Origin of the sequence: Cryobacterium sp. Y57 (genome assembly GCF_002929505.1) — a bacterium.
In the GTDB taxonomy this organism is placed as follows: Bacteria; Actinomycetota; Actinomycetes; order Actinomycetales; family Microbacteriaceae; genus Cryobacterium.
In genome coordinates this window covers 90,560-109,144 of sequence record NZ_PJJL01000067.1, presented here as the reverse complement: position 1 = coordinate 109,144, position 18,585 = coordinate 90,560, and the positions used below count along the sequence as shown (strand labels likewise).

Annotated in this window: 20 protein-coding genes; 9 read left to right on the top strand and 11 right to left on the bottom strand. The window is 66.0% G+C overall.

The genetic code is table 11. From position 1 onward, the window contains the following. The first annotated feature begins 3 nt into the window (after positions 1-3). Positions 4-1,746 carry a biotin carboxylase N-terminal domain-containing protein gene (locus tag CXY72_RS10120; RefSeq protein WP_104127563.1) on the top strand — a complete coding sequence of 581 codons (1,743 nt, stop codon included), beginning with the start codon at positions 4-6 and terminating at the stop codon, positions 1,744-1,746. Positions 1,747-1,776: 30 nt separating this feature from the next. Then, positions 1,777-2,457 carry a GntR family transcriptional regulator gene (locus CXY72_RS10115; RefSeq protein WP_104127562.1) on the top strand — a complete coding sequence of 227 codons (681 nt, stop codon included), beginning with the start codon at positions 1,777-1,779 and terminating at the stop codon, positions 2,455-2,457. A 7-nt stretch (positions 2,458-2,464) separates the two neighbouring features. Here CXY72_RS10115 and CXY72_RS10110 read toward each other — a convergent pair whose 3' ends face one another. The 5 genes from CXY72_RS10110 to CXY72_RS20365 form a co-directional block, all read right to left on the bottom strand. Next, positions 2,465-3,262 carry a putative hydro-lyase gene (locus tag CXY72_RS10110; protein ID WP_104127561.1) on the bottom strand — a complete coding sequence of 266 codons (798 nt, stop codon included), beginning with the start codon at positions 3,260-3,262 and terminating at the stop codon, positions 2,465-2,467. Next, complete coding sequence (locus CXY72_RS10105) at positions 3,253-4,473, bottom strand: NRAMP family divalent metal transporter (RefSeq protein WP_233197753.1); 1,221 nt, start codon at positions 4,471-4,473, stop codon at positions 3,253-3,255. Before CXY72_RS10105 ends, CXY72_RS10110 begins: the two co-directional genes overlap by 10 nt. A 333-nt stretch (positions 4,474-4,806) precedes the next feature. Then, a complete protein-coding gene (locus CXY72_RS10100) occupies positions 4,807-6,030 on the bottom strand; it encodes an acyl-CoA dehydrogenase family protein (RefSeq protein WP_104127560.1) in 1,224 nt (407 codons plus the stop codon). Positions 6,031-6,166: 136 nt separating this feature from the next. After that, the gene (locus tag CXY72_RS10095) at positions 6,167-7,036 is read right to left on the bottom strand and encodes a metal-dependent hydrolase (RefSeq protein ID WP_104127559.1); all 870 of its coding nucleotides are present in this window, start codon (positions 7,034-7,036) and stop codon (positions 6,167-6,169) included. Positions 7,037-7,121: 85 nt separating this feature from the next. Further along, positions 7,122-7,244 (bottom strand): hypothetical protein, encoded by a 123-nt coding sequence (locus CXY72_RS20365; RefSeq protein ID WP_255408738.1) that lies wholly within the window; start codon positions 7,242-7,244, stop codon positions 7,122-7,124. A gap of 192 nt (positions 7,245-7,436) precedes the next feature. On the opposite strand from CXY72_RS20365, the gene CXY72_RS10090 reads away from it, so the two are divergent. Next, entirely contained in the window at positions 7,437-7,679 is a 243-nt protein-coding gene (locus CXY72_RS10090) for a hypothetical protein (RefSeq protein WP_104127558.1), read from the top strand. Between the two features lie 46 nt (positions 7,680-7,725). On the opposite strand, the gene CXY72_RS10085 is transcribed toward CXY72_RS10090, so the two are convergent. Genes CXY72_RS10085 through CXY72_RS10075 form a run of 3 tightly spaced genes read right to left on the bottom strand, consistent with a single transcriptional unit; the run spans position 7,726 to position 11,103 of the window. Next, positions 7,726-9,072 carry a threonine/serine exporter ThrE family protein gene (locus CXY72_RS10085; RefSeq protein WP_104127557.1) on the bottom strand — a complete coding sequence of 449 codons (1,347 nt, stop codon included), beginning with the start codon at positions 9,070-9,072 and terminating at the stop codon, positions 7,726-7,728. Further along, positions 9,069-10,283: an acyl-CoA dehydrogenase family protein gene (locus CXY72_RS10080; RefSeq protein ID WP_104127648.1), complete on the bottom strand. Its 1,215-nt coding sequence runs from the start codon at positions 10,281-10,283 to the stop codon at positions 9,069-9,071. Before CXY72_RS10080 ends, CXY72_RS10085 begins: the two co-directional genes overlap by 4 nt. Before the next feature lie 37 nt (positions 10,284-10,320). Continuing rightward, entirely contained in the window at positions 10,321-11,103 is a 783-nt protein-coding gene (locus tag CXY72_RS10075) for a DUF4349 domain-containing protein (RefSeq protein ID WP_158252537.1), read from the bottom strand. Positions 11,104-11,274: 171 nt separating this feature from the next. On the opposite strand from CXY72_RS10075, the gene CXY72_RS10070 reads away from it, so the two are divergent. The 3 genes from CXY72_RS10070 to CXY72_RS19815 are packed head-to-tail and all read left to right on the top strand — an operon-like array spanning position 11,275 to position 12,393. After that, on the top strand, positions 11,275-11,550 hold the full coding sequence (locus CXY72_RS10070) for a hypothetical protein (RefSeq protein WP_233197752.1): 276 nt from the start codon (positions 11,275-11,277) through the stop codon (positions 11,548-11,550). Between the two features lie 3 nt (positions 11,551-11,553). Beyond that, positions 11,554-11,931, top strand: coding sequence for an alpha/beta fold hydrolase (locus CXY72_RS19820; RefSeq protein WP_199184008.1), 378 nt, complete (start codon positions 11,554-11,556; stop codon positions 11,929-11,931). Between the two features lie 33 nt (positions 11,932-11,964). Beyond that, positions 11,965-12,393 (top strand): hypothetical protein, encoded by a 429-nt coding sequence (locus CXY72_RS19815; protein WP_199184007.1) that lies wholly within the window; start codon positions 11,965-11,967, stop codon positions 12,391-12,393. Position 12,394: 1 nt separating this feature from the next. Here the strand turns inward: CXY72_RS19815 and CXY72_RS10060 are convergent, their stop codons facing one another. Continuing rightward, complete coding sequence (locus CXY72_RS10060; protein ID WP_104127555.1) at positions 12,395-13,348, bottom strand: SDR family oxidoreductase; 954 nt, start codon at positions 13,346-13,348, stop codon at positions 12,395-12,397. Between the two features lie 244 nt (positions 13,349-13,592). Between CXY72_RS10060 and CXY72_RS10055 the strand changes: the two genes are divergently transcribed. Genes CXY72_RS10055 through CXY72_RS10045 form a run of 3 tightly spaced genes read left to right on the top strand, consistent with a single transcriptional unit; the run spans position 13,593 to position 15,491 of the window. Beyond that, positions 13,593-14,711 carry an adenosine deaminase gene (locus tag CXY72_RS10055; protein ID WP_104127554.1) on the top strand — a complete coding sequence of 373 codons (1,119 nt, stop codon included), beginning with the start codon at positions 13,593-13,595 and terminating at the stop codon, positions 14,709-14,711. Positions 14,712-14,769: 58 nt separating this feature from the next. Next, positions 14,770-15,219 (top strand): PTS sugar transporter subunit IIA, encoded by a 450-nt coding sequence (locus CXY72_RS10050; protein ID WP_104127553.1) that lies wholly within the window; start codon positions 14,770-14,772, stop codon positions 15,217-15,219. Then, positions 15,216-15,491, top strand: coding sequence for a PTS sugar transporter subunit IIB (locus CXY72_RS10045; RefSeq protein ID WP_104127552.1), 276 nt, complete (start codon positions 15,216-15,218; stop codon positions 15,489-15,491). The genes CXY72_RS10050 and CXY72_RS10045 overlap by 4 nt, the downstream gene beginning before the upstream one ends. 143 nt (positions 15,492-15,634) lie before the next feature. On the opposite strand, the gene CXY72_RS10040 is transcribed toward CXY72_RS10045, so the two are convergent. After that, entirely contained in the window at positions 15,635-17,725 is a 2,091-nt protein-coding gene (locus CXY72_RS10040; protein ID WP_233197751.1) for a phospho-sugar mutase, read from the bottom strand. After that, on the bottom strand, positions 17,722-18,555 hold the full coding sequence (locus tag CXY72_RS10035; RefSeq protein WP_104127551.1) for a purine-nucleoside phosphorylase: 834 nt from the start codon (positions 18,553-18,555) through the stop codon (positions 17,722-17,724). Before CXY72_RS10035 ends, CXY72_RS10040 begins: the two co-directional genes overlap by 4 nt. Between the last annotated feature and the right edge of the window lie 30 nt (positions 18,556-18,585).

The following is an 18,585-nucleotide window of genomic DNA, read 5'->3' as shown; positions in this document are numbered from 1 at the left end:
ACCGTGCACAAAGTACTCATCGCCAACCGCGGCGAAATCGCCGTGCGCATCATTCGTGGCTGCTCAGACGCCGGACTCGACTCGGTGGCCGTCTACGCCGATGTCGACGCCGACGCTCTCCACGTTGGCCTGGCCACGGAGGCCTATGCGCTGGGCGGCAACAGCCCGGCCGACACCTATCTCAACGTGCCGAAACTGCTGGCCATCGCCCGCCGGGCCGGCGCCGACGCGGTGCACCCCGGCTACGGCTTTCTCTCCGAGAATGCCGACTTCGCCCAGGCCGTGCAGGACGCCGGCCTGACCTGGATCGGTCCGAGCCCGGAAAGCATCCGAATGCTCGGCAACAAGGTGTCGGCCCGCGAGATCGCCGTGCGTGTTGGCGCTCCGCTCGTGCCCGGCTCGGACGGCACCGTCGACAGCGCAGCCCAGGTGCGTGCCTTCGCCGAGGAACACGGGCTTCCGGTCGCCATCAAAGCAGCGTTCGGCGGCGGAGGCCGCGGCATGAAGGTGGTCTGGGAACTCGACGCCATCGAGGAATCGTTCGACTCGGCAGTGCGCGAGAGTGTTGCCGCCTTCGGCCGCGGCGAATGCTACGTCGAACGCTTTCTGCACCAGCCCCGGCACGTCGAAGCCCAGATTCTGGCCGACGGGAACGGCAACGTGATCGTCGTCGGCACCCGCGACTGCTCCCTGCAACGCCGCAACCAGAAACTCGTCGAGGAGGCACCGGCCCCTTTTCTCACCGCAGACCAGCGCGATCTCATCTACACCTCGGCGAAGGCGATCTGCCGGGAGGCCGGCTATGTCGGCGCCGGCACCGTGGAGTACCTGTTGGCCGACGACGGCAGTCTCTCCTTTCTCGAGGTCAACACCCGCCTGCAGGTGGAGCATCCGATCACCGAAGAGACCTCCGGCGTCGACCTCGTACTGGCCCAGCTGGCAATCGCTGCCGGAGACGGGCTGCCGGTGTCGGAGGATCCGGTGTCGCGCGGCCACTCGTTTGAATTCCGCATCAACGCCGAAGACCCTGGCCGTGGATTTCTGCCCTCACCCGGGACCGTGACGACGTTCACCGTGCCGACCGGGCCGGGAATCCGGGTGGATGCCGGCATCCGTTCCGGTGATGCTGTTGCCCCGCAATTCGATTCGCTGCTCGCCAAGCTCATCGTCACCGGCGCTGACCGGCCGCAGGCCCTGCGACGTGCCCGCCGGGCGCTCGCCGAGTTTGAGATCGTGGGCCTCCCGACCGTGCTCGGGTTCCACCGTGCGGTCGTTGACCTTCCCTCGTTCACCGGGCCCGACCGGCTTGGCGTGTACACCAGCTGGATTGAAACAGAGTTCGCCGAGCAGCTCGCCGCTGATTCCTCACTCATCCCAGCCGTTCCGGCGGTGAGCCGCCGAACCATCACGATAGAACTCGACGGGCGACGGGTGGCCCTGGGTCTGCCAGAGAACCTGCTCGGCGGCCTCGCGCCGGGCGGCGCTACTGCCGTGGTGACGTCGATCCCGGAAGCCGACCAGGAAGCCGACCCGGCCGAACTGCGCTCCACCATGAGCGGCACCGTCGTGAAGTGGCTCGTCGAGGCCGGCGCAACGGTGGCCGAAGGCGAGGCGCTGCTCGTGCTCGAGGCCATGAAGATGGAATCGACCGTCGTCGCGCACCGCTCCGGGACGCTCGTCGGACTCCTCGTGGCGGAAGGCGACGCCGTGCCCGTGCACGCCGTCGTCGCGAGGATCGAAGCCTGACCTGCACCCGAGAATGGATACGCTGTGCCTATGACCCTCGACGAGATCCTGCCCGACCTGCGTCGCCAGAGCGTCGACGCGCGCCACACCGAAACCGGCCTGTGGGCGGCGTCGATGCTGCGTGAGCGCATCTCGGCCGGTCAGCTCGCGCCCGGTGCCAAGCTGTCGGAGGAGCCGCTCTGCGAGGTGCTCGGCGTTTCCCGCAACACCCTGCGCGAGGCGTTCGCCACCCTCGCCCGCGAGCACGTCGTCACCCGCATCCCCAATCGTGGTGTCTTCGTCACCCGTCCGACCGCCGACGACATCCGGGAGATCTACCGGGTGCGACGTTTTCTGGAATCGGCGGCCCTCACTTGGTCGACCAGTCCGACAACGGATGCCCTTCACGCCGCGATCGCGCGCGCCCGGGCCGCCCGAGATGTCGGTTCCGTGCCGGGCATGGCGAGTGCCAATCAGGACTTTCATGCGGGCGTCGTCGCGCTGACTGGAAGTGACCGCCTCAATGCGCAGATGACGCAGGTGCTCGCCGAGATGCGGCTGGTGTTCCACTCGATGGTGGCCAATCCGCTCTTTCACGCGCCCTACATCGACGACAACGCCGTCATTCTCGACAGGTTCGAGGCTGGGGACCGCCCGGCGGCGGCCGCGCTCATGGTCGATTACCTGCGCCGCGCGGAGGAGCAGCTGCTCGAGGCGCATTCCCGCGCGTAGCGGCGCGCTACGGCATCAGATAATCGGCGTCGCGGGCGTCCGTGATGAGCATGTGGCCAGGAGCGTGACCGATCGCCAGCGGCGGTCGGGACTCCATCACCGCTGCTTGCGGTGTGACTCCGCAGGCCCAGAACACGGGCACGAAACCGTCGGCCACCGTCACCGCATCTCCGAAATCGGGGCTGGCGAGATCATGGATTCCGAGCTCGGCTGGATCCCCGATGTGGACGGGGGCGCCGTGCACGGCCGGGTAGCGCGCGGTGATGCGCGCGGCATCCGCTACCCGGTCAGCAGGGATCGGCCGCATCGACACGACGAGGGGGCCGGCCATGTTGCCCGCGGATGCGCAGCGCCGGTTCGTGCGGTACATGAGCACGTTTCGGCCCTGCTCGATGTGCGCGATCGGAATGTGCGCGCGCTGCAGCGCCGCTTCGAAGGTGAAGCTGCAGCCGACGATGAACGTCACCAGGTCGTCGCGCCACCAGGCCGAGAGGTCGGTCGGCTCGTCGACGAGTTCACCGTTCCGGTAAGCCGTGTAGCGGCCGACATCGGTGCGAATGTCGCCGCCGACCAGCAGCGGGCCGGTCGTCTGCCCGGCTTCGAGCACGCCGAGAATCGGGCACGAGTTGGGATTGCGTTCAGCGAACAGCAGAACGTCGAAGGCCTGCTCCTTGGGCACGATGATGAGGTTGGCCTGGGTGAAACCGCTCGACCAGCCCGCCGTCGGCGTGGCGAGGCCGCCGCGAAACAGTGCGCGGGCCTCGGCGGGGGTGACGTGTGCCCGGTCGAAGGTCGTTACGTCCACAGCTGCACGAGGCCGCCGAGCGACCGGTAGCCGAGGTACAGGGTCAGCAGCCAGGCAGCGACTCCACTGACCAGCAGCCACTGGGGATAGACGTAACCGCCGAGCAGGTCGCGGCGGCGCCACGCCACCCAGAGGATGACCGCGAAGCCTACCGGCAGGATCAGGCCGTTCACGGCACCGGCCATGATGAGCAGGGTGGCCGGGGCCTGGCCGAGGAGGGTGAAGACCGTGGCCGACACCGCGATGAACACGCAGGTGGCAATGCTCCGCACCCGCGGCGAGGTCCTGGCGGTCGTGACGAACGAAATCGACGTGTAGGCGGCACCGATCACCGAGGTGATCGAGGCGGCCCAGAGGATCACGCCGAACAGCTTGAGACCGATGTTGCCGGCCGCTGACTGGAATGCTTCGGCGGCGAGGTTATCGCTCGTGAGCGCTACGCCGCCGGCGACGACTCCGAGAATCGCCAGGAACAACAGCACCCGAATGACGCCGGTGATGATGATACCCAGGATCGAACTCTTGGTGATCTCGCCCACGTTCTCGGGGCCGGAAACACCGGCGTCGATCATGCGGTGCGCCCCGGCATAGGTGATGTACCCGCCGATCGTGCCGCCGATGAGGGTCGTGATGATGAGAAAGTCGATGTTGTCGGGGATGACGGTGTTTCGGAGTGCCTCACCGAGCGGTGGTTTCGACACGATGGCCACGTAGCCGATGAGCAGGATCATGACGGCCCCGAGCACGACCACGATCTTGTCGAGGGCCACGCCGGCGCGCTTGCTCAGGAAGATGGCGATGGCGACGGCGGCCGACACGAGCCCGCCGATCTTCGGATCGATGCCGAACAGAACGTTGATGCCGAGGCCGGTTCCGGCGATGTTGCCCACGTTGAAGACGAGACCGCCGATGCAGATGAGGGCGGCGAGAAACCATCCGGCACCCGGAAGCACGGTGTTGGCGAGTTCCTGGGCGCGCCTGCCGCTTACCCCGATCACCCGCCACACGTTCAGCTGCACGGCGATGTCCACCAGGATCGACACCAGAATGGCGAAGGCGAAGGCGGCGCCGAGCTGCACCGTGAAGGTGGTGGTCTGCACGATGAAGCCGGGGCCGACCGCGCTGGTCGCCATGAGAAACATCGCCCCGAGTAGTGCGCCACGGTGTTTGTTCTTGAGCTTTTCAGGTTTGCGTGTGGTGGTCGTGGCCATGGGTGCTGCTCACTTCTTTGGGATACGAGTCAGCACCGGCGGTCACTGAATGTCAGAAAGCCTATGATTGTTCAACAATCCGCGCAACTTTTCTGCACAAATAGGCTTGTCCACAAACCAATTGCTCCGGAAGAGTGCCTGAAGCAGGCGTGCCCGCCGTTCCCGGAGCATAACTCCTGCAATTTCCCAGACCCCGTGCAGACTTCCGCGTGAATTCGCAGTGCCATCCTGGTGAGCGTGCAAATTGCAGGAGTTATGCTCGCCGCGTGGCCCTGCCCGCTACGACTGGCAAGAAAAGTCACGGCTCGGCGAGCGGATGGCCGAGCGCGAGCATCACAGGAACGCGGAGATGCCCGTGATGGCGCGACCGACGACGAGGGTGTTGATTTCGTAGCTGCCCTCGTAGGTATAGAGCGCTTCAGCGTCGGCGAAGACGCGGGCCATGCCCCAGGAGGTGGAGATTCCGTTGCCGCCGAGCACCGAGCGGCCAAGCGCAACGGATTCTCGCATGCGAGCGCTGGCGGAGGCCTTGGCCATCGCGGCGTGTTCCGGCCGCAGCGTACCGGCCTGCTGGAGCTGGGCAATGCGCACCATCGTGCCGAGCGAGGTCGTCGCGTTCTCCAGAATGCGCACGAGTTTTTCCTGTACGAGCTGGAACGACGCGATCGGCTTGCCGAACTGCTGGCGTTCCAGGGCGTAACGCAGCGCATAGTCGTAGGTCGCGAACTGCAGTCCGACGGTCTGCCAGCCCACCCAGACCCGGGAGTTGGTGAGCAGCCGGTTGGTGTCGCGAAAACTGGTGGCTCCCGGCAGGCGGTCACGTTCGGCGACCACGACGTGGTCGAGGGTGATCGTGGCGTTCTGCACGATGCGCAGCGCGATCTTGTTTTCGATCTTTTCGGCCGTGAACCCGTCCAGTGCCGCGCTGACGATGAAACCCTTGATCTGGTTGTCGGCGGTGTCACGCGCCCAGACCAGCACATTGGCGGCGAAGGTTCCGCTGCCGATCCAGCGTTTGACGCCGTTCAGGGTCCACGAGTCGCCAAGCCGGGTCGCAGTCGTTTCCATATTGCGGGAGACGTCGGAGCCGTGCTCCGGTTCGGTGAGCGCGAACGCTCCGATCTTGCGTAGGGAGATGGCGTCGTCGAGATACCGTTCGCGCTGGTCGTCGGTGCCCAGCTGGGCGATGGCCGCTGCGAACAAGCCGCTGTGTACACCGACGAAGGTGGAGATCGAAGCATCCACTCGCGAGAGCTCGAGGGTCATGAAGCCGTGCAGCAGAAAGTTATTGCCGCGCGCGCAGAGTTCAACCAAGTTCAGGGCGGTGAGCACGGGGATGATCTCGAACGGAAAAGTCGCGTTGTTCCAGTGCTCTGCCACGACCGGGCGCACGTCACGCTCGAACACCGCTCGGGCCTCGGCCACGAGCTGGCGCTCCTCGGGAGTGAGTAGATCTTCGTAGCAGAAGAAGTCGTTCGTGGAACCGGTGAAGAACTCGGGGGTGGTCGCATCCGCTGCGACGCTGCCGATCTCGGGGCTGTCAATGACGGTGCTCATGGCGGGTCCTCTCTGACCTGGTACCCCTGAATTCTGCGCCGATGGGAAGAATTGCGCAATCACTCGCCTGAACACCGTGCAGAGTGCTACTCGGCAGGCGCTGATGACCCCCCCAAATTGCTCCGAATGCGCGAAGCTAGCGCGTGGCGGACGTGTTCATGGTGAGTACGTCGGTGCCGTTCAGGTCGTGCAGGGTGAGCGTCACGGTCACGGCGCCGAGCGTGCCGAGCGAGGTCACGTGGGTGCCGCCGCACGGGATGCGCACGCTCGCGTCGGGCAGCTCGCAAACCCAATGGCGGCGGTCGGTCAAGAGATCACCATCGCGGTCGATGCGCACCTCGGCCTTCGTTTCCACCCACCCGGCGAGGGTCGCGTTGACGGTCGCTTCAACCGAGGCGAGCGCTTCGGCGAGACCGTCGACCGAGAATCCCTTCTTGCGCAAAGACTTGCCGAGGCGATAGGTGTCGACGGAAGCGTTCGGCCCGATCAGTGACTCGTCGATGGCGAGCCCGTCGAAGTCGGGGGCGCCGAGGGCGTCGGGGCGTACCTCCTTCTTCCAGCGGCCAGCGAGCGCGTCGTTGAGGGCGAGCGACGCCAGGTGGCAACTGGTGTGCCCGGCGCTCGTGGCATCGCGCAGGCCGTCGTCCACCTCGACGGTGACGGTGTCGCCGGCGTTCAAACCGGTCGCGTCGACCACGTGCACCACGACGAAGGCCCAGCCGGGTGTTCCCTTAGCCACCGGAATGTCATCGCCGATGTAGAGTGCCGATCCGTCGGTGGCTCCCACGATGCAGTCGTCGACCGGCCAGAAAGCCGCGCCGTGGTGCAGCAGCGCCAGATCGGGCCCCTGGTCGGGCCAGCCCGCATCGACTGGATGCACGCAGGTCGCATCAAGTAGCACGGCGAAACGCCCGTCACCGAGCGGCTCGGAGTGCAACACTGTCGCCTGTGTGTCGATGGCGCCGCTCGGATAGAGCACACGGGTGTCTTCGGTGGGCAGGGTCATGACTGCTCCTTTTCAAGCGGATGCGGACAACACAGAAAGAGGGTGCCGCCACGACCGTGGCGGCACCCCGTGCGCTGGTTGAAACCTAGCTCTTGCGGGCCCGAGAAGCGGTCTCTTCAGACTTCGCCTTCTTGTCGGCCCTCTTTTCCTTGAGGGACTTGTCGGCAACCTTCTTGGTCGCATCCTTTTTCGGTGATTTATCAGCCATTGTGTACTCCTTCGCGCCGAGCCGTGGGGCCCCGTCACCTTGAGAATACGCGGATTTACCGCAAACGTCATCTCCCCGTGCGAGCGTCGCGTGAGAACGGGTCAACTCGGCCGGAGCCCTGTGCACCCATTGCCGGTGTGTCGTATGCTGACGCTCTATTGAACCCTCACCTCTCGTTGAAAGGTCACCGTCATGAGCCATAGCGCCACTTACCGGGCAGTACTCTTTGGACCGAACCCGATCGCCGCCGGAACCGAGGTGGAGCTGGAATATATCGACGGCCACTACCAGGACGTGATCGTGCTCGAGGCGGTCGAGGACACCGAAACAATCACCCGCACCTACCAGCGCGGACGCGAAACCGATGAGCCCATCCCGTACCGTTTCGTTGAGGAAGACGCTGAACCGAACAGCGAAGCCGACGTTCCCAACTGATTGCGGTGACGCGGCATTCGCCGGAAAAGCGGATGCCGCGTCACCGCTAGATGCGCTTGGTGGAGTCCCGGCCGAGCCGCACCGGCAAGGCCATGAGCGGCCCGACGAAGCGGCGCTGCAGCCGGCGAGCCGGGCCCCACACGATCTGCACGATGTACTGCGACAGCAGGGCGCCGGCCGCCAGGGCCATGGCGATACCCGCCGCTGTGAGGAGGGAAAGCAGCCCGTTGATGTCGCCTTCTGAGAGCATAAGCAGACCGCGAAATAGGGTGAGTCCGGGTACCAGCGGCACGAGAGCCGTCACCATGATGACCAGCGGCGGGGTACGCACGATGCGGGCGGTGACAGCGGCCAACAGCCCGACGCCGAGGGCGCTCGCCGCCGATGAGCCGACCAGGCCGAATCCACCGGCTAAGGCCGCGACGAATAAGAATTCGGCGAGGGCGCCGAGCACGCAGACCACCCAGAACGCACGCCACGGTACCTGCACGGCGAGGGCAAACCCGATCACGATCACGATCGCTGCCACGAGCAGAACCGGCAGAACAGCGAGCGTCACGATCGGGTTCGAATCGATCTCGAGCAAGAGTCCGAATCGGCCCAGGAACAGCGCGGAACCGGAGACTCCGGTGACCAGTCCGGCCGTGATGAGCAGGGCCTCCACCATTCGGGCGGTTCCGGTGAGATAAAACCCCGACAGGGTGTCATGCACGGCGCCGAAGGTTGTCACTCCGGCCAGGAGCATGATGATTGTCGCTACGACTACAAGGGAGGGATTTGCCGTGGGATCGATCAGCCGCACGATCGCGGCGACGATCGGGCCGATCGCGCCCCCCACGACGGTCTGATAGAACAAAGGAACCTGGCGGTGGTCGAGTACCGAGGTGATCCAGTCGATGATCCAGGTGGCCACGAACGCGGCGATGATCACCGTCGGTCCGGCGCCGATGAGCACGGCGGCGCCCGCGCCGACGAGGCTCCAGCCGACGCGGCGCCACTGCTTGGGTACCTGAGGCTTGGAGCTCACGATCGTCGCCAGAATTTTTCGGGCTTCGGCGACTTCGATCGGCTTCTCGATGATGTCCGCGATCAGCTCCGACGTCGCGGTGAGCTTGGAATAGTCGAGCGTGCGGTACTTCACGTTGCGGCTGCGAATGATCGACTCGTGCGTCAACGCATCTTCCTGCGTGAGCGTGATGGTTGTGTGCGTGATATTGGCGTCGGTGCCTTTGAGCCCGTACGCGCGGGTCAGCGCGATCATGGCGGCGGTCGCATCTTCGGCGCCGGCGCCGGCAGTGAAGATGACCTCGGCCAGACGCATGGTGAGGTCGAGCACTGCCCGGGTGTAGCCGGAGTGGTCGAGCGAGATGGCGGTGGTTTTGCTAAAACTCATGAGGTGCGCACATCGAGGGGTCCCAAAACGGATGCTGCGGCGGTCGCGTGCGCGGAGTCCGCGTCGGAGGGGTGGAACAGGCCCGCAAGCACATCGCGGTAGAGGCGCGCGAGTTCGGAGCCCGCGTTGAAGGCGGACCCGCCTGCGACCTGCACGGCGGTATCGACGACAAACTTGGCGTTCTGGGTAGCCCGATACTTGAGCCCGGACAGCTGAGCGAACCAGGCCGGACCGACCTGCCAGGTTTGCTCGTCGACCGCCCGAGCGAGGGCGTCGATCTGCGGGTAGATGCCGTCCATCGCGATGACGAGCTCGCCCACCCGCCAGCGTGCCACCGGATCCTGTGCGTGCGTGCGCCCGTCGTTCCGGCGCGATGTACGTCGCTGCGCGCCCAGGGCTGCGAGCTCGAGCGCGCGCTGGCCGATACCGGTATACACCGCACTGAGCAGAATTTCAAAGTTGGCGAAAATCCCGGCGACGAGCGGGTCGCCGTTCGGGCCGACCGGCAGCTTGCGCACGACCCGGTCGGGGCGGGCCAATGCACCCTCCAGCACCGTGCTCTGGCTCTGGCTGGCGCGCATGCCGAGGGTGTCCCAGTCGTCTTTCGAGTGGATGCCGGCATCCGCTCGATCGAGAAACGCCCAGACGATCGCAGGGTCGCCCGGACCGGAAGAATCAAGGCCCAGGGTGCCGAGCCGGGTCCAGGCCGGGGAGAGCGAGGTGAACACCTTGGTGCCGGTGAACCGGTAGCCGCCGTCTGGCTCGGGGACGGCATCCGTTGTCGAGCCGAAGAGAACCAGGTCGTTGCCGGGTTCGCTCACGCCAAAGGCGAAGATCTCGCCGCGGCCGGCCTCCTCGAGCAGAAAATCGAGCGAGTGGTCGCCCTGCGCGTAGAGGCTCGCGGCGACTCCCGTCCAGATCAGGTGCATGTTCACCCCGAGCGCGGTGGCCGGGGCGTGCGCGGCGAGCCGGGTCTGCGCGCGCGCAGTCTGCTGCAGGGTGCGACCGAGTCCGCCGAACCGAATCGGCACGAGGGCACGCAGGTAACCGGCGGCCACGAGCTCCTCGAGGTCGTCGAAGAAGAACGTGTTGGCCCGGTCATAACCGGCAGCTCGCGAACGGATGCCGGCCAGGATCTGGTCAGAGAGCAGCGGCTCGTTTGGGTCGCTTGCGGGTAGGGAAACGGGCGCTGCCGGAGGCGTTTCGAGCAGGGCTGGCGCAGGGAGAAACTCGGTCACATAGACAAGCCTATGCAGCCTTGCGCCGGCGTGCGAACAACCGCACGATAAGCAACGCAATTGTCCCAAAAATCGCCAGCACGGCGAGCCAGGGTAGCGCCACTCCGAGGCCGATCAGCAGGCCGCCGAGGGCTGCGACGAGGGCGCTCCAGCCGGCGACGATACCGGTCCAGAAGTTGTCGGGGCCGCCCGCGGCGACGGTACCCTCTGCGACCAGGTCGACTTGCAGGGTCGAGTAGTCGATTTGGTCAGCGAGAAAGTCGCGCTGGGACTGCAGGCTTTCCAGCTCACCCTGCCGGTTCGACAGCGTACTTTCGATGCTGATCAGGTCTGCCGTCGTCGTGGCGGAGGCCATCAGCGCGAGCAGCCGATCGACCGAGGTGGTCAGCGCGGTGATGCGGGCGTCGAGGTCCTGGCTCTGCTGCGTCACATCCTCGGCGGTGAGGGTCACGAAGTTGAGGGTACCGAGCTTCTTCAGATCGGCCAGGGTGCGGTCGAGTGCGTCGGACGGAATACGCAGGGTGAGGTGCGCGCTGGCTGGCTGGATGTCGGTGGCCGGGTTTTCGCTGCGGCTGTCCACCCGTCCGCCGGCCTGTTCGGTAATGCTGACGGCGGTTTCGCTAGCCGCGACCGGGTCGGCGGCCGTGATCGACATGGATCCGGTGGTGATGACGTCGCGGTTCGTGGTCGTCACGGCGCCGGTAGTACCGGTGACCAGGCTTCCGTCGGTCGCCGGGCCACCCTCAGCAGGAACAGCCCCGCTGGAGATGCTTCCCGACGAGTCCGTGGTCACGGACCTATCGCTGTTCGCCGTGCACCCCGCCAATAACACCGCCGTCAGAAGAACCGCGATGACACCCCAAGTTCGTCTCATATCTCACCGTACCGAGCGGGGTGGGGGCACTGTCTGGGGGCAGTCTGGGAGTCGGATCACAATTGGGACTCGGCGCCCAGCCCCCGAAGTATGGTCGAGGAATACGCGGTTCAACCCGGCCGCTCACCCGATCAGGAGGACAACATGGGATTCGTCGACAATGCCAAGGATGCACTCGATGCCACCGGCAAGAAGATCGGTCGGGCAGTGGACGACGCCAAGGACCGCATCGATGACAAGGTCGACGAGGCCAAAGCCAATGCCAAGGTGAAGCAGGCCGAGGGCGACGTTAAGCATGCTGAAGCCGAGCGCAACGCCACCGAGGCTAAAAATGACCTGAAGGCCACGCTGCGCGACGATACGTAGCGCATGTCCTGGTGGGCGGAACGCATGCGCACGACGCGTCGGTCCTACCCATCGCTCCTGCACGTAGCGACGGATGCCGGTACCGGCCCGGTCGTGCTCCTGGTGCACGGCATCGCGTCGTCCTCGATCACTTTCTACGAGGTGATCCCGCTTTTGACGCCGAACCATCGCGTGATTGCCGTGGATATTCTGGGCTTCGGTCAGTCGCCGGCGCCGATCGGTTGCCAGTACCGACTGGATGATCATGTCGGGGCCTTGGCCGCAACCATCCGCTCTCTGAAGTTACGCGAGCCGTTCGTGCTCGTCGGCCACTCGCTGGGCAGCCTGATCAGCACGCGCTACGCGGCGATGGAGCGATACGGCCGTGTCGCGACATTCTGACGGCGTCTCGCCGGTCGCGGCACGGTATCGCGCGTGGTCTTGGTCGGACCGCCGGTCTACGTCTCACCACGCGACATCGGTGATCCGCGGGTCAGGGCGCGGGTCAGCGCGTACCTGCGCGCCTACGATTTTCTGCGCGCCAACAAGGAATTCACGCTCGCCAACGCCGCGATCATGGCGCGCCTGCTGCCCAAGGGCATCTTCGAACTCACCGAGAAGACCTGGACCCCCTTCATCAAATCGATGGAGCACTGTATCGAATCCCAGACCGTGGTGAGCGACATCGCGAGCCTCACGGTGCCGGTCGACGTGATCTATGGAGCGTTCGACGCGTTCATCGCGCAGGGCAGTATGACCATTATCGAGCGGATGCGCCACGTCACCATGCACCGCGTGGAGGCCAACGACCACATCATTCGAAAACGTCTGGCGCGGGTGCTCGTGAGGGTCATCGACAGCTGATCTACCCGGTCGGGTACGTCATGCCCGTGAGTTCCTCCGAGATCGACCAGAGGCGGCGGCCATCCGCTTCATCGAGCGATCGCGGCGGCAACTTGGCGGGCGCGGGGGCGCCGGTGAGTTCGCCGAATCCACCGGGGCCGTAGTAGCCGCCGCCGGCCGCTGCCGGGCTGGTCGCCGCGTAGAGGGCCGGCAGGATGCCCTGGTCGACCTGCTGCCAGATCCAGCCGATGCGGTGGGAGGCCTCGTTGACGGCGAGGAAGACCCGGGCCGAGGCTCCTTTGTGGGTGGGTCCGGTGATCTGCAGGTTCGTGACGGTTGCGCCCGGGTGCGCGGCGATGCTGCGCAGGCCCCAACCGCCGACGACGCTGCGCCGGTTGAGTTCGCGCGCGAACATGAGCGTGGCGAGCTTGGAGAGCGCGTAGGCGCGGTGCGGCCGGTAGCGCAAGCCGTGCATGTCATCGAAATCGAGGCGTCCGGTGCGGGCGATCAGGCTAGAGAGACTCACGACCCGGCTCGTTGTGGCGGCGCGCAGCAGTGGCAAAAGGTGGGCCGTGAGCGCGAAATGGCCGAGGTGGTTGGTGCCGAATTGCAGCTCGAAGCCGTCTTCGGTCTCGTCCCGCACCGGCGGCATCATGATGCCGGCGTTGTTGAGCAGAACATCGATCGGACGCCCTTCGTTCGTGAGCTCCTCACCGAATCCGGCGATGCTCGACAGCGAAGCCAGATCGAGACGACGGATGCTGACGCTCGCCTCCGGGTTCTGCTCACGAATGCGTCTCACGGCCGCGGCCCCCTTGTCCTCGTTGCGCACGGCGAGGATGACCTCGGCGCCCGCGCGGGCGAGGCGGCCGGTGAGGCCGAATCCGAGGCCGCTGTTGGCGCCTGTGACGACGGCAAGCTTGCCGTGCAGGTCGGGAATCTGGATGTCGGGGAGGTGTGTGGCGCGCGTGGTCATGGGTCTCCCGTTTGTCGTAGAGTTCCATCCAACCCCGTGTGGAGGGTGGAAGTCACGCGGCAGCCGGGGGCCTGAGGCGGATTCACGGCTGCGCGTTCAGGCGGCCGAGTGCTGCGGCGGGGCACCGACGCGCGAAGGGCGGCATCCGTTGGCCGCATTTCTCATGGTCCGCCCAGAGCCGCTCCGATAAGCTGAGCGCGCGGTTGTAGTTCACAGCCGCCCCCGTAACGAGGAGCTTGTTCGTATGACTGTGATCGAGGAATTCCTCATGCCCGGCGGCGGCACGAGCATCAACACCCTGCCCAAGGTTTCGCTGCACGACCACCTCGACGGTGGCCTGCGCCCGCAGTCCATCATCGAACTGGCCGACTCCATCGGATTCGTGCTTCCCACAACGGATGCCGACGCGCTCGGTGAATGGTTCTCCGACCAGTCCAACGCGGGTTCGCTCGTGGAATACCTCAAGACCTTCGACGTCACGACCGCGGTCATGCAGACCCGCGAGGGACTCAGCCGAGTCGCCCGGGAATTCGTCGAGGATCTCGCCGACGATGGCGTCATCTACGGTGAGGTGCGCTGGGCTCCCGAGCAGCACTTGGCCCGCGGCCTCACCCTCAACGAGGTCGTCGAAGCCGTGCAGGACGGCATCGAAGCCGGCATCGAGAACGTCGGAGAGTCGGGCCGCAGCATTCGCATCGGCCAGCTCATCACCGCCATGCGCCACGCGAACCGCGGCCTCGAGATCGCCGAACTCGCCGTGCGCTACCGCTTCGACGGCGTTGTCGGCTTCGACATCGCCGGCGCGGAAGCCGGTTTCCCGGCCGGCAACCACCGCGCAGCCTTTGACCTTCTTGCCCGCGAATTCATGCCGGTCACCGTGCACGCCGGCGAGGCCGACGGCCTGGACAGCATTCGCAGCGCCCTCTTCGACGGCCGCGCGTTGCGCCTCGGCCATGGCGTGCGACTCGCCGAAGACGTCACCATCGAACGCCAGGACGACGACAACACCTTCGTCACCCTCGGCCCGGTGGCCCAGTGGGTGCGCGACCGCGAGATCACGCTCGAACTGAGCCCGTCGTCGAACCTGCAGACCGGGGCGATCGCCGCCTGGGGCGAGGAACTCTTCGACCACCCGTTCGACTTGCTCTACCAGCTTGGCTTCAAGGTCACCGTCAACACCGACAACCGCCTGATGAGCGACACCACCCTCACCCAGGAACTGGCCCTGCTCGCCGACGCCTTCGGCTACGACGTCGGCGACCTCGAGATCTTCCAGCTCAACGCAGCCCACGCGGCGTTCCTGCCATTGGAAGACCGTGAAGAGCTGGTCGAGGCCATCGAAGCCGGCTTCGGCGACGCCTGACGCCGGTTGATCCAAAGCGCCAGCGCACCAAGCACTACCCCGCAGAACCGAAGGAATCATGTCACTGCCGCATCTCCCGCTTGACGCCATCACGATCGGTGCGCACGCCGACGACTGGCCGGCCGCCATTACGGCGGCCGGTGACGCCCTCGTGCGTTCCGGCGCCGCCACATCCGCGTATACCGAGCGCATGATCGAGGTGATTCGCGAATTCGGTGCCTACATCGTGATCGCGCCCGGTTTGGCACTCGCGCACGCCCGCCCGGGAGCGGATGTTCTCACGGACGGACTCTGCGTCGTCACCCTCGTCGAGCCGGTCACCTTCGGGCACCCCCACAACGACCCGGTCAGCGTGATCGTGGGTCTGGCCGTTGCCGGTGCCGACGACCACCTGCAGTTCGTCGCCGAACTCGCCAACGTGTTCAATGACCCGACGGTGATTCCGGCCCTGGCCGGCGCCACCAACGCTGAGTTCGTAAAGAGCGTGTTCGAGCGGACTGCCTCATGAAGATCGTCGTGATGTGCGGTATCGGCCTGGGCACCTCGGCCATTCTCAAAGTCAATACGGAGCGCGCGCTCGAACGCCTCGACATCGCTGCGAGTGTGCTGGCTACCGATGTCGCCGGCGTGCGCGCCGCCGCGGCCGACGCCCAGGTCATTCTGACTTCGTCTGAGCTCGTCAACGCGATCGGCAAGACCAACGCCGACGTCATCGTCATCAACAACTACTTCGATGTCGACGAACTGGTCGTCAAGCTCGACATCGCTCTGGGTTCCTAACCCCTCGTGCCCCGCGCTCCAGCCCCACGGCTGCCGCGGACGGGGCCCGGGCCCCGTCCGTGGGCCCAGCTTATAAACTGGGCCCACGGACAAAAGGTGGGCCCGGCGAGCGGATCTTCCGACGCCGCACCGGAGGCCGCCACCTAGGCGATCAGTGCCCGCATACCCCGATCGAGCTCGTCGAGGGCGGCCTGCGCGGCAGAACGACGCTCCACCAGAGTGCCGACCGTGCAGCGGGTATCGATGTACACCTTGAGTTTTGGCTCGGTTCCACTCGGGCGCACCATCACGCGTGACCCGTCGGTCAAGCGGATGCGCAACACGTCGCTCGGCGGCAGCTCGCCGAGCCCCCACCGGAAATCGTCGATTTCGTCGACCCGAATACGGCCGACGTGGGTGGGTGGGGATTCTCGCAGGCGCGTCATGACCAGGGCGATCGTCGAGAGTTCAGAGACCCGCACGGAGATTTGTCCGGAGGCGAAGTATCCGAACTTCTCGCTGAACAGGTCGAGATAGCCGGCGAGGGTCGTTCCCTCCGACTTGAGATCGCTCACCAGCGAAAGCAGCGCCACTGCGGCCGAGATACCGTCCTTATCGCGTATGGTACCCGGGTTGACCAGATAGCCGAGAGCTTCTTCGTACCCGTAAACCAGGTTGGGCACCCGCGACACCCATTTGAAGCCGGTGAGGGTTTCGGTGAAGCGCAGGCCGTAGGCATCCGCGACCGCATGCAGCGCCGGCGACGACACGATCGAGCAGGCCAGGGTGCCGGCATCGACGGTGGGCAGAGCGTCGGGATCGTTCGCCGGAGCCATGGCGGCCGCCCGCCAACCGAGAATCGCGCCGACCTCATTGCCGCTGAGTCGGCGGTACCCGCTCGCACTGGACAGGTCGGGGATGGCCACGGCGAGGCGGTCGGCATCCGGATCGTTGGCGATGATGAGCTCAGCGCCCACCTCGCGCGCGCTCTCGTAGGCCAGGTCCAGCGCTCCAGGTTCTTCCGGATTCGGAAAGGCGACGGTCGGAAAAGCGGCGTCCGGTGCGACCTGGGCATCGACGAGGGTCGGCAGATCGAATCCGGCCTTCTCCAACACCCGACGCGTGGTGTCCCAACCTACGCCGTGCATCGCGGTGTACACCGCGTTCACCTGCGCGCGGGGCGTGTGGGCGATGCCGGCCGTCGCCGTGATGTAGGCGTGCACGACGTCTTCCTCGGCGGTTTCGTAGCTGCCGCGCGGCAAGTGCAGAACGTGTTCGTCGGCGGCAACGCGCAGAATCTCGGTCGAGATGGCCACGTCGTCGGGGGAGACGATCTGCGCGCCATTGTTCGCGCCGCCCAGGTAGACCTTATAGCCGTTGTCGTTCGCAGGATTATGTGAGGCGGTAACCATCACGCCGCAGCTCGCGTCGAGGTGCCGTACCGCGAAGGCGAGTACGGGCGTCGGGAGTAGACGAGGCAAGAGGATGGCACGCACCCCCGCTCCCGCCATGATCGCCGCCGTGTCGGTCGCGAAGACCTGTGAGTTCTTGCGTCCGTCGTAGCCGATGACCACCGACGGCGTGACGCCAGAGGCAGCACGCCGGCGCAGGTAGGTCGCGAGGCCGGCCGCTGCCTGCGAGACCAGCACGCGGTTCATGCGGTTGGGTCCGGCGGAGATCTCGCCGCGCAGCCCGGCCGTGCCGAATGCGAGCCGGGTGTCGAACCGCGAGTGCAGATTGGACAGGGCCGTGGTATCGCCGTCGTCGACGGCGTTAATCAGAACGCGAAGTTGCGCCTGCGTTTCCGGGTCGGGATCCTGGTTCAGCCAGGCCCGAGCGGCCTGCAGCAGCGCAACGGTGCGATCGGTCGAGGTCTCCGGTGTCTCATGTGCCACGGGCGCCGTCGCAAGCTCGTCGACGTCATCACTCTCCGCGCCGTCGGACGTGATCGTTGAAATGGCAACGGTCGGTTCGAAGCCGGCATCGTCGCCGTTGTGCATGATCGTCGAAATGGCGACCGTGGGTTCGGAGGTGTCGTCGGGGTTGTGCGTTATTGGCAGGGCGCGCGTCGGAGTGCGCTTCTCATCGGCTGTGTCCGCGTCGAGAACATGCGGCGCGGCATCCGGGGTGGCCGGCGGCGTGACCTGCGGCGCGGCATCCGCTGGCGGGCCGGAATGGCGACCGCCGGTGCGCCCGGTCGGCCGTTCGTCGTTGTTATTGGAATGGCCAGCGTCGGGGCGGTCGGAGCCCGTCACAGCGCGGCCACGATCCGGGCGAGGAGTGCGCTGATCACCGGTTCGGCCAGCGCGCCGGCCTCGATGACTTCGCCGTGGCTGAGCGGGGTCTTTTGAATGCCGGCGGCGAGGTTGGTGATGAGCGAGAGGCCGAGCACCTCCATTCCGGCTTGCCGGGCCGCGATGGCCTCCAGCGCGGTCGACATACCCACGATGTGACCGCCGATGGCCTTGGCCATCTGAACTTCGGCCGGGGTCTCGTAGTGCGGCCCGCGAAACTGGCAGTACACACCCTCGTCGAGCGTCGGGTCGATGCTGCGGGCGAGATCGCGAAGCCGCTTCGAGTACAGGTCGGTCAAGTCGACGAAGTTCGCGCCCTCGACCGGAGAATCAAAAGTCAGGTTGATGTGGTCGCTGATGAGCACCGGGGTGCCCGGCGTCCACGATTCACGGATGCCGCCAGCCCCGTTGGTCAAAATCATCGTCGTCGCTCCGGTCGCCGCCGCCGTGCGCACGCTGTGCACGACCCGGCGTACACCGTGGCCCTCGTAGTAGTGCGTGCGGGCACCAATCACGAGGGCGCGCTTGCCGCTGGGAAGAAGTATGGAGCGCAAGGTGCCGGCATGGCCTAAGAGGGCGGGAGCGCTGAACCCGGTGATGTCTGCGGCGGCCACCGTGTGGGTGGTCTCGCCGACCAGGTCGGCGGCCTTGGCCCAGCCGCTGCCGAGCGTGAGAGCGATGTCGTGTCGGGGAACCCCCGTGATGCCGGCGATCTCCGCAGCGGCCGACCGTGCTGCCTGAAACGGATCTGTTTCGGGCAGGTCTAACGGGTTGATCTCGTTCGTGAACATTTGACTACTCTAGAACCCCCGCCTCGGGCA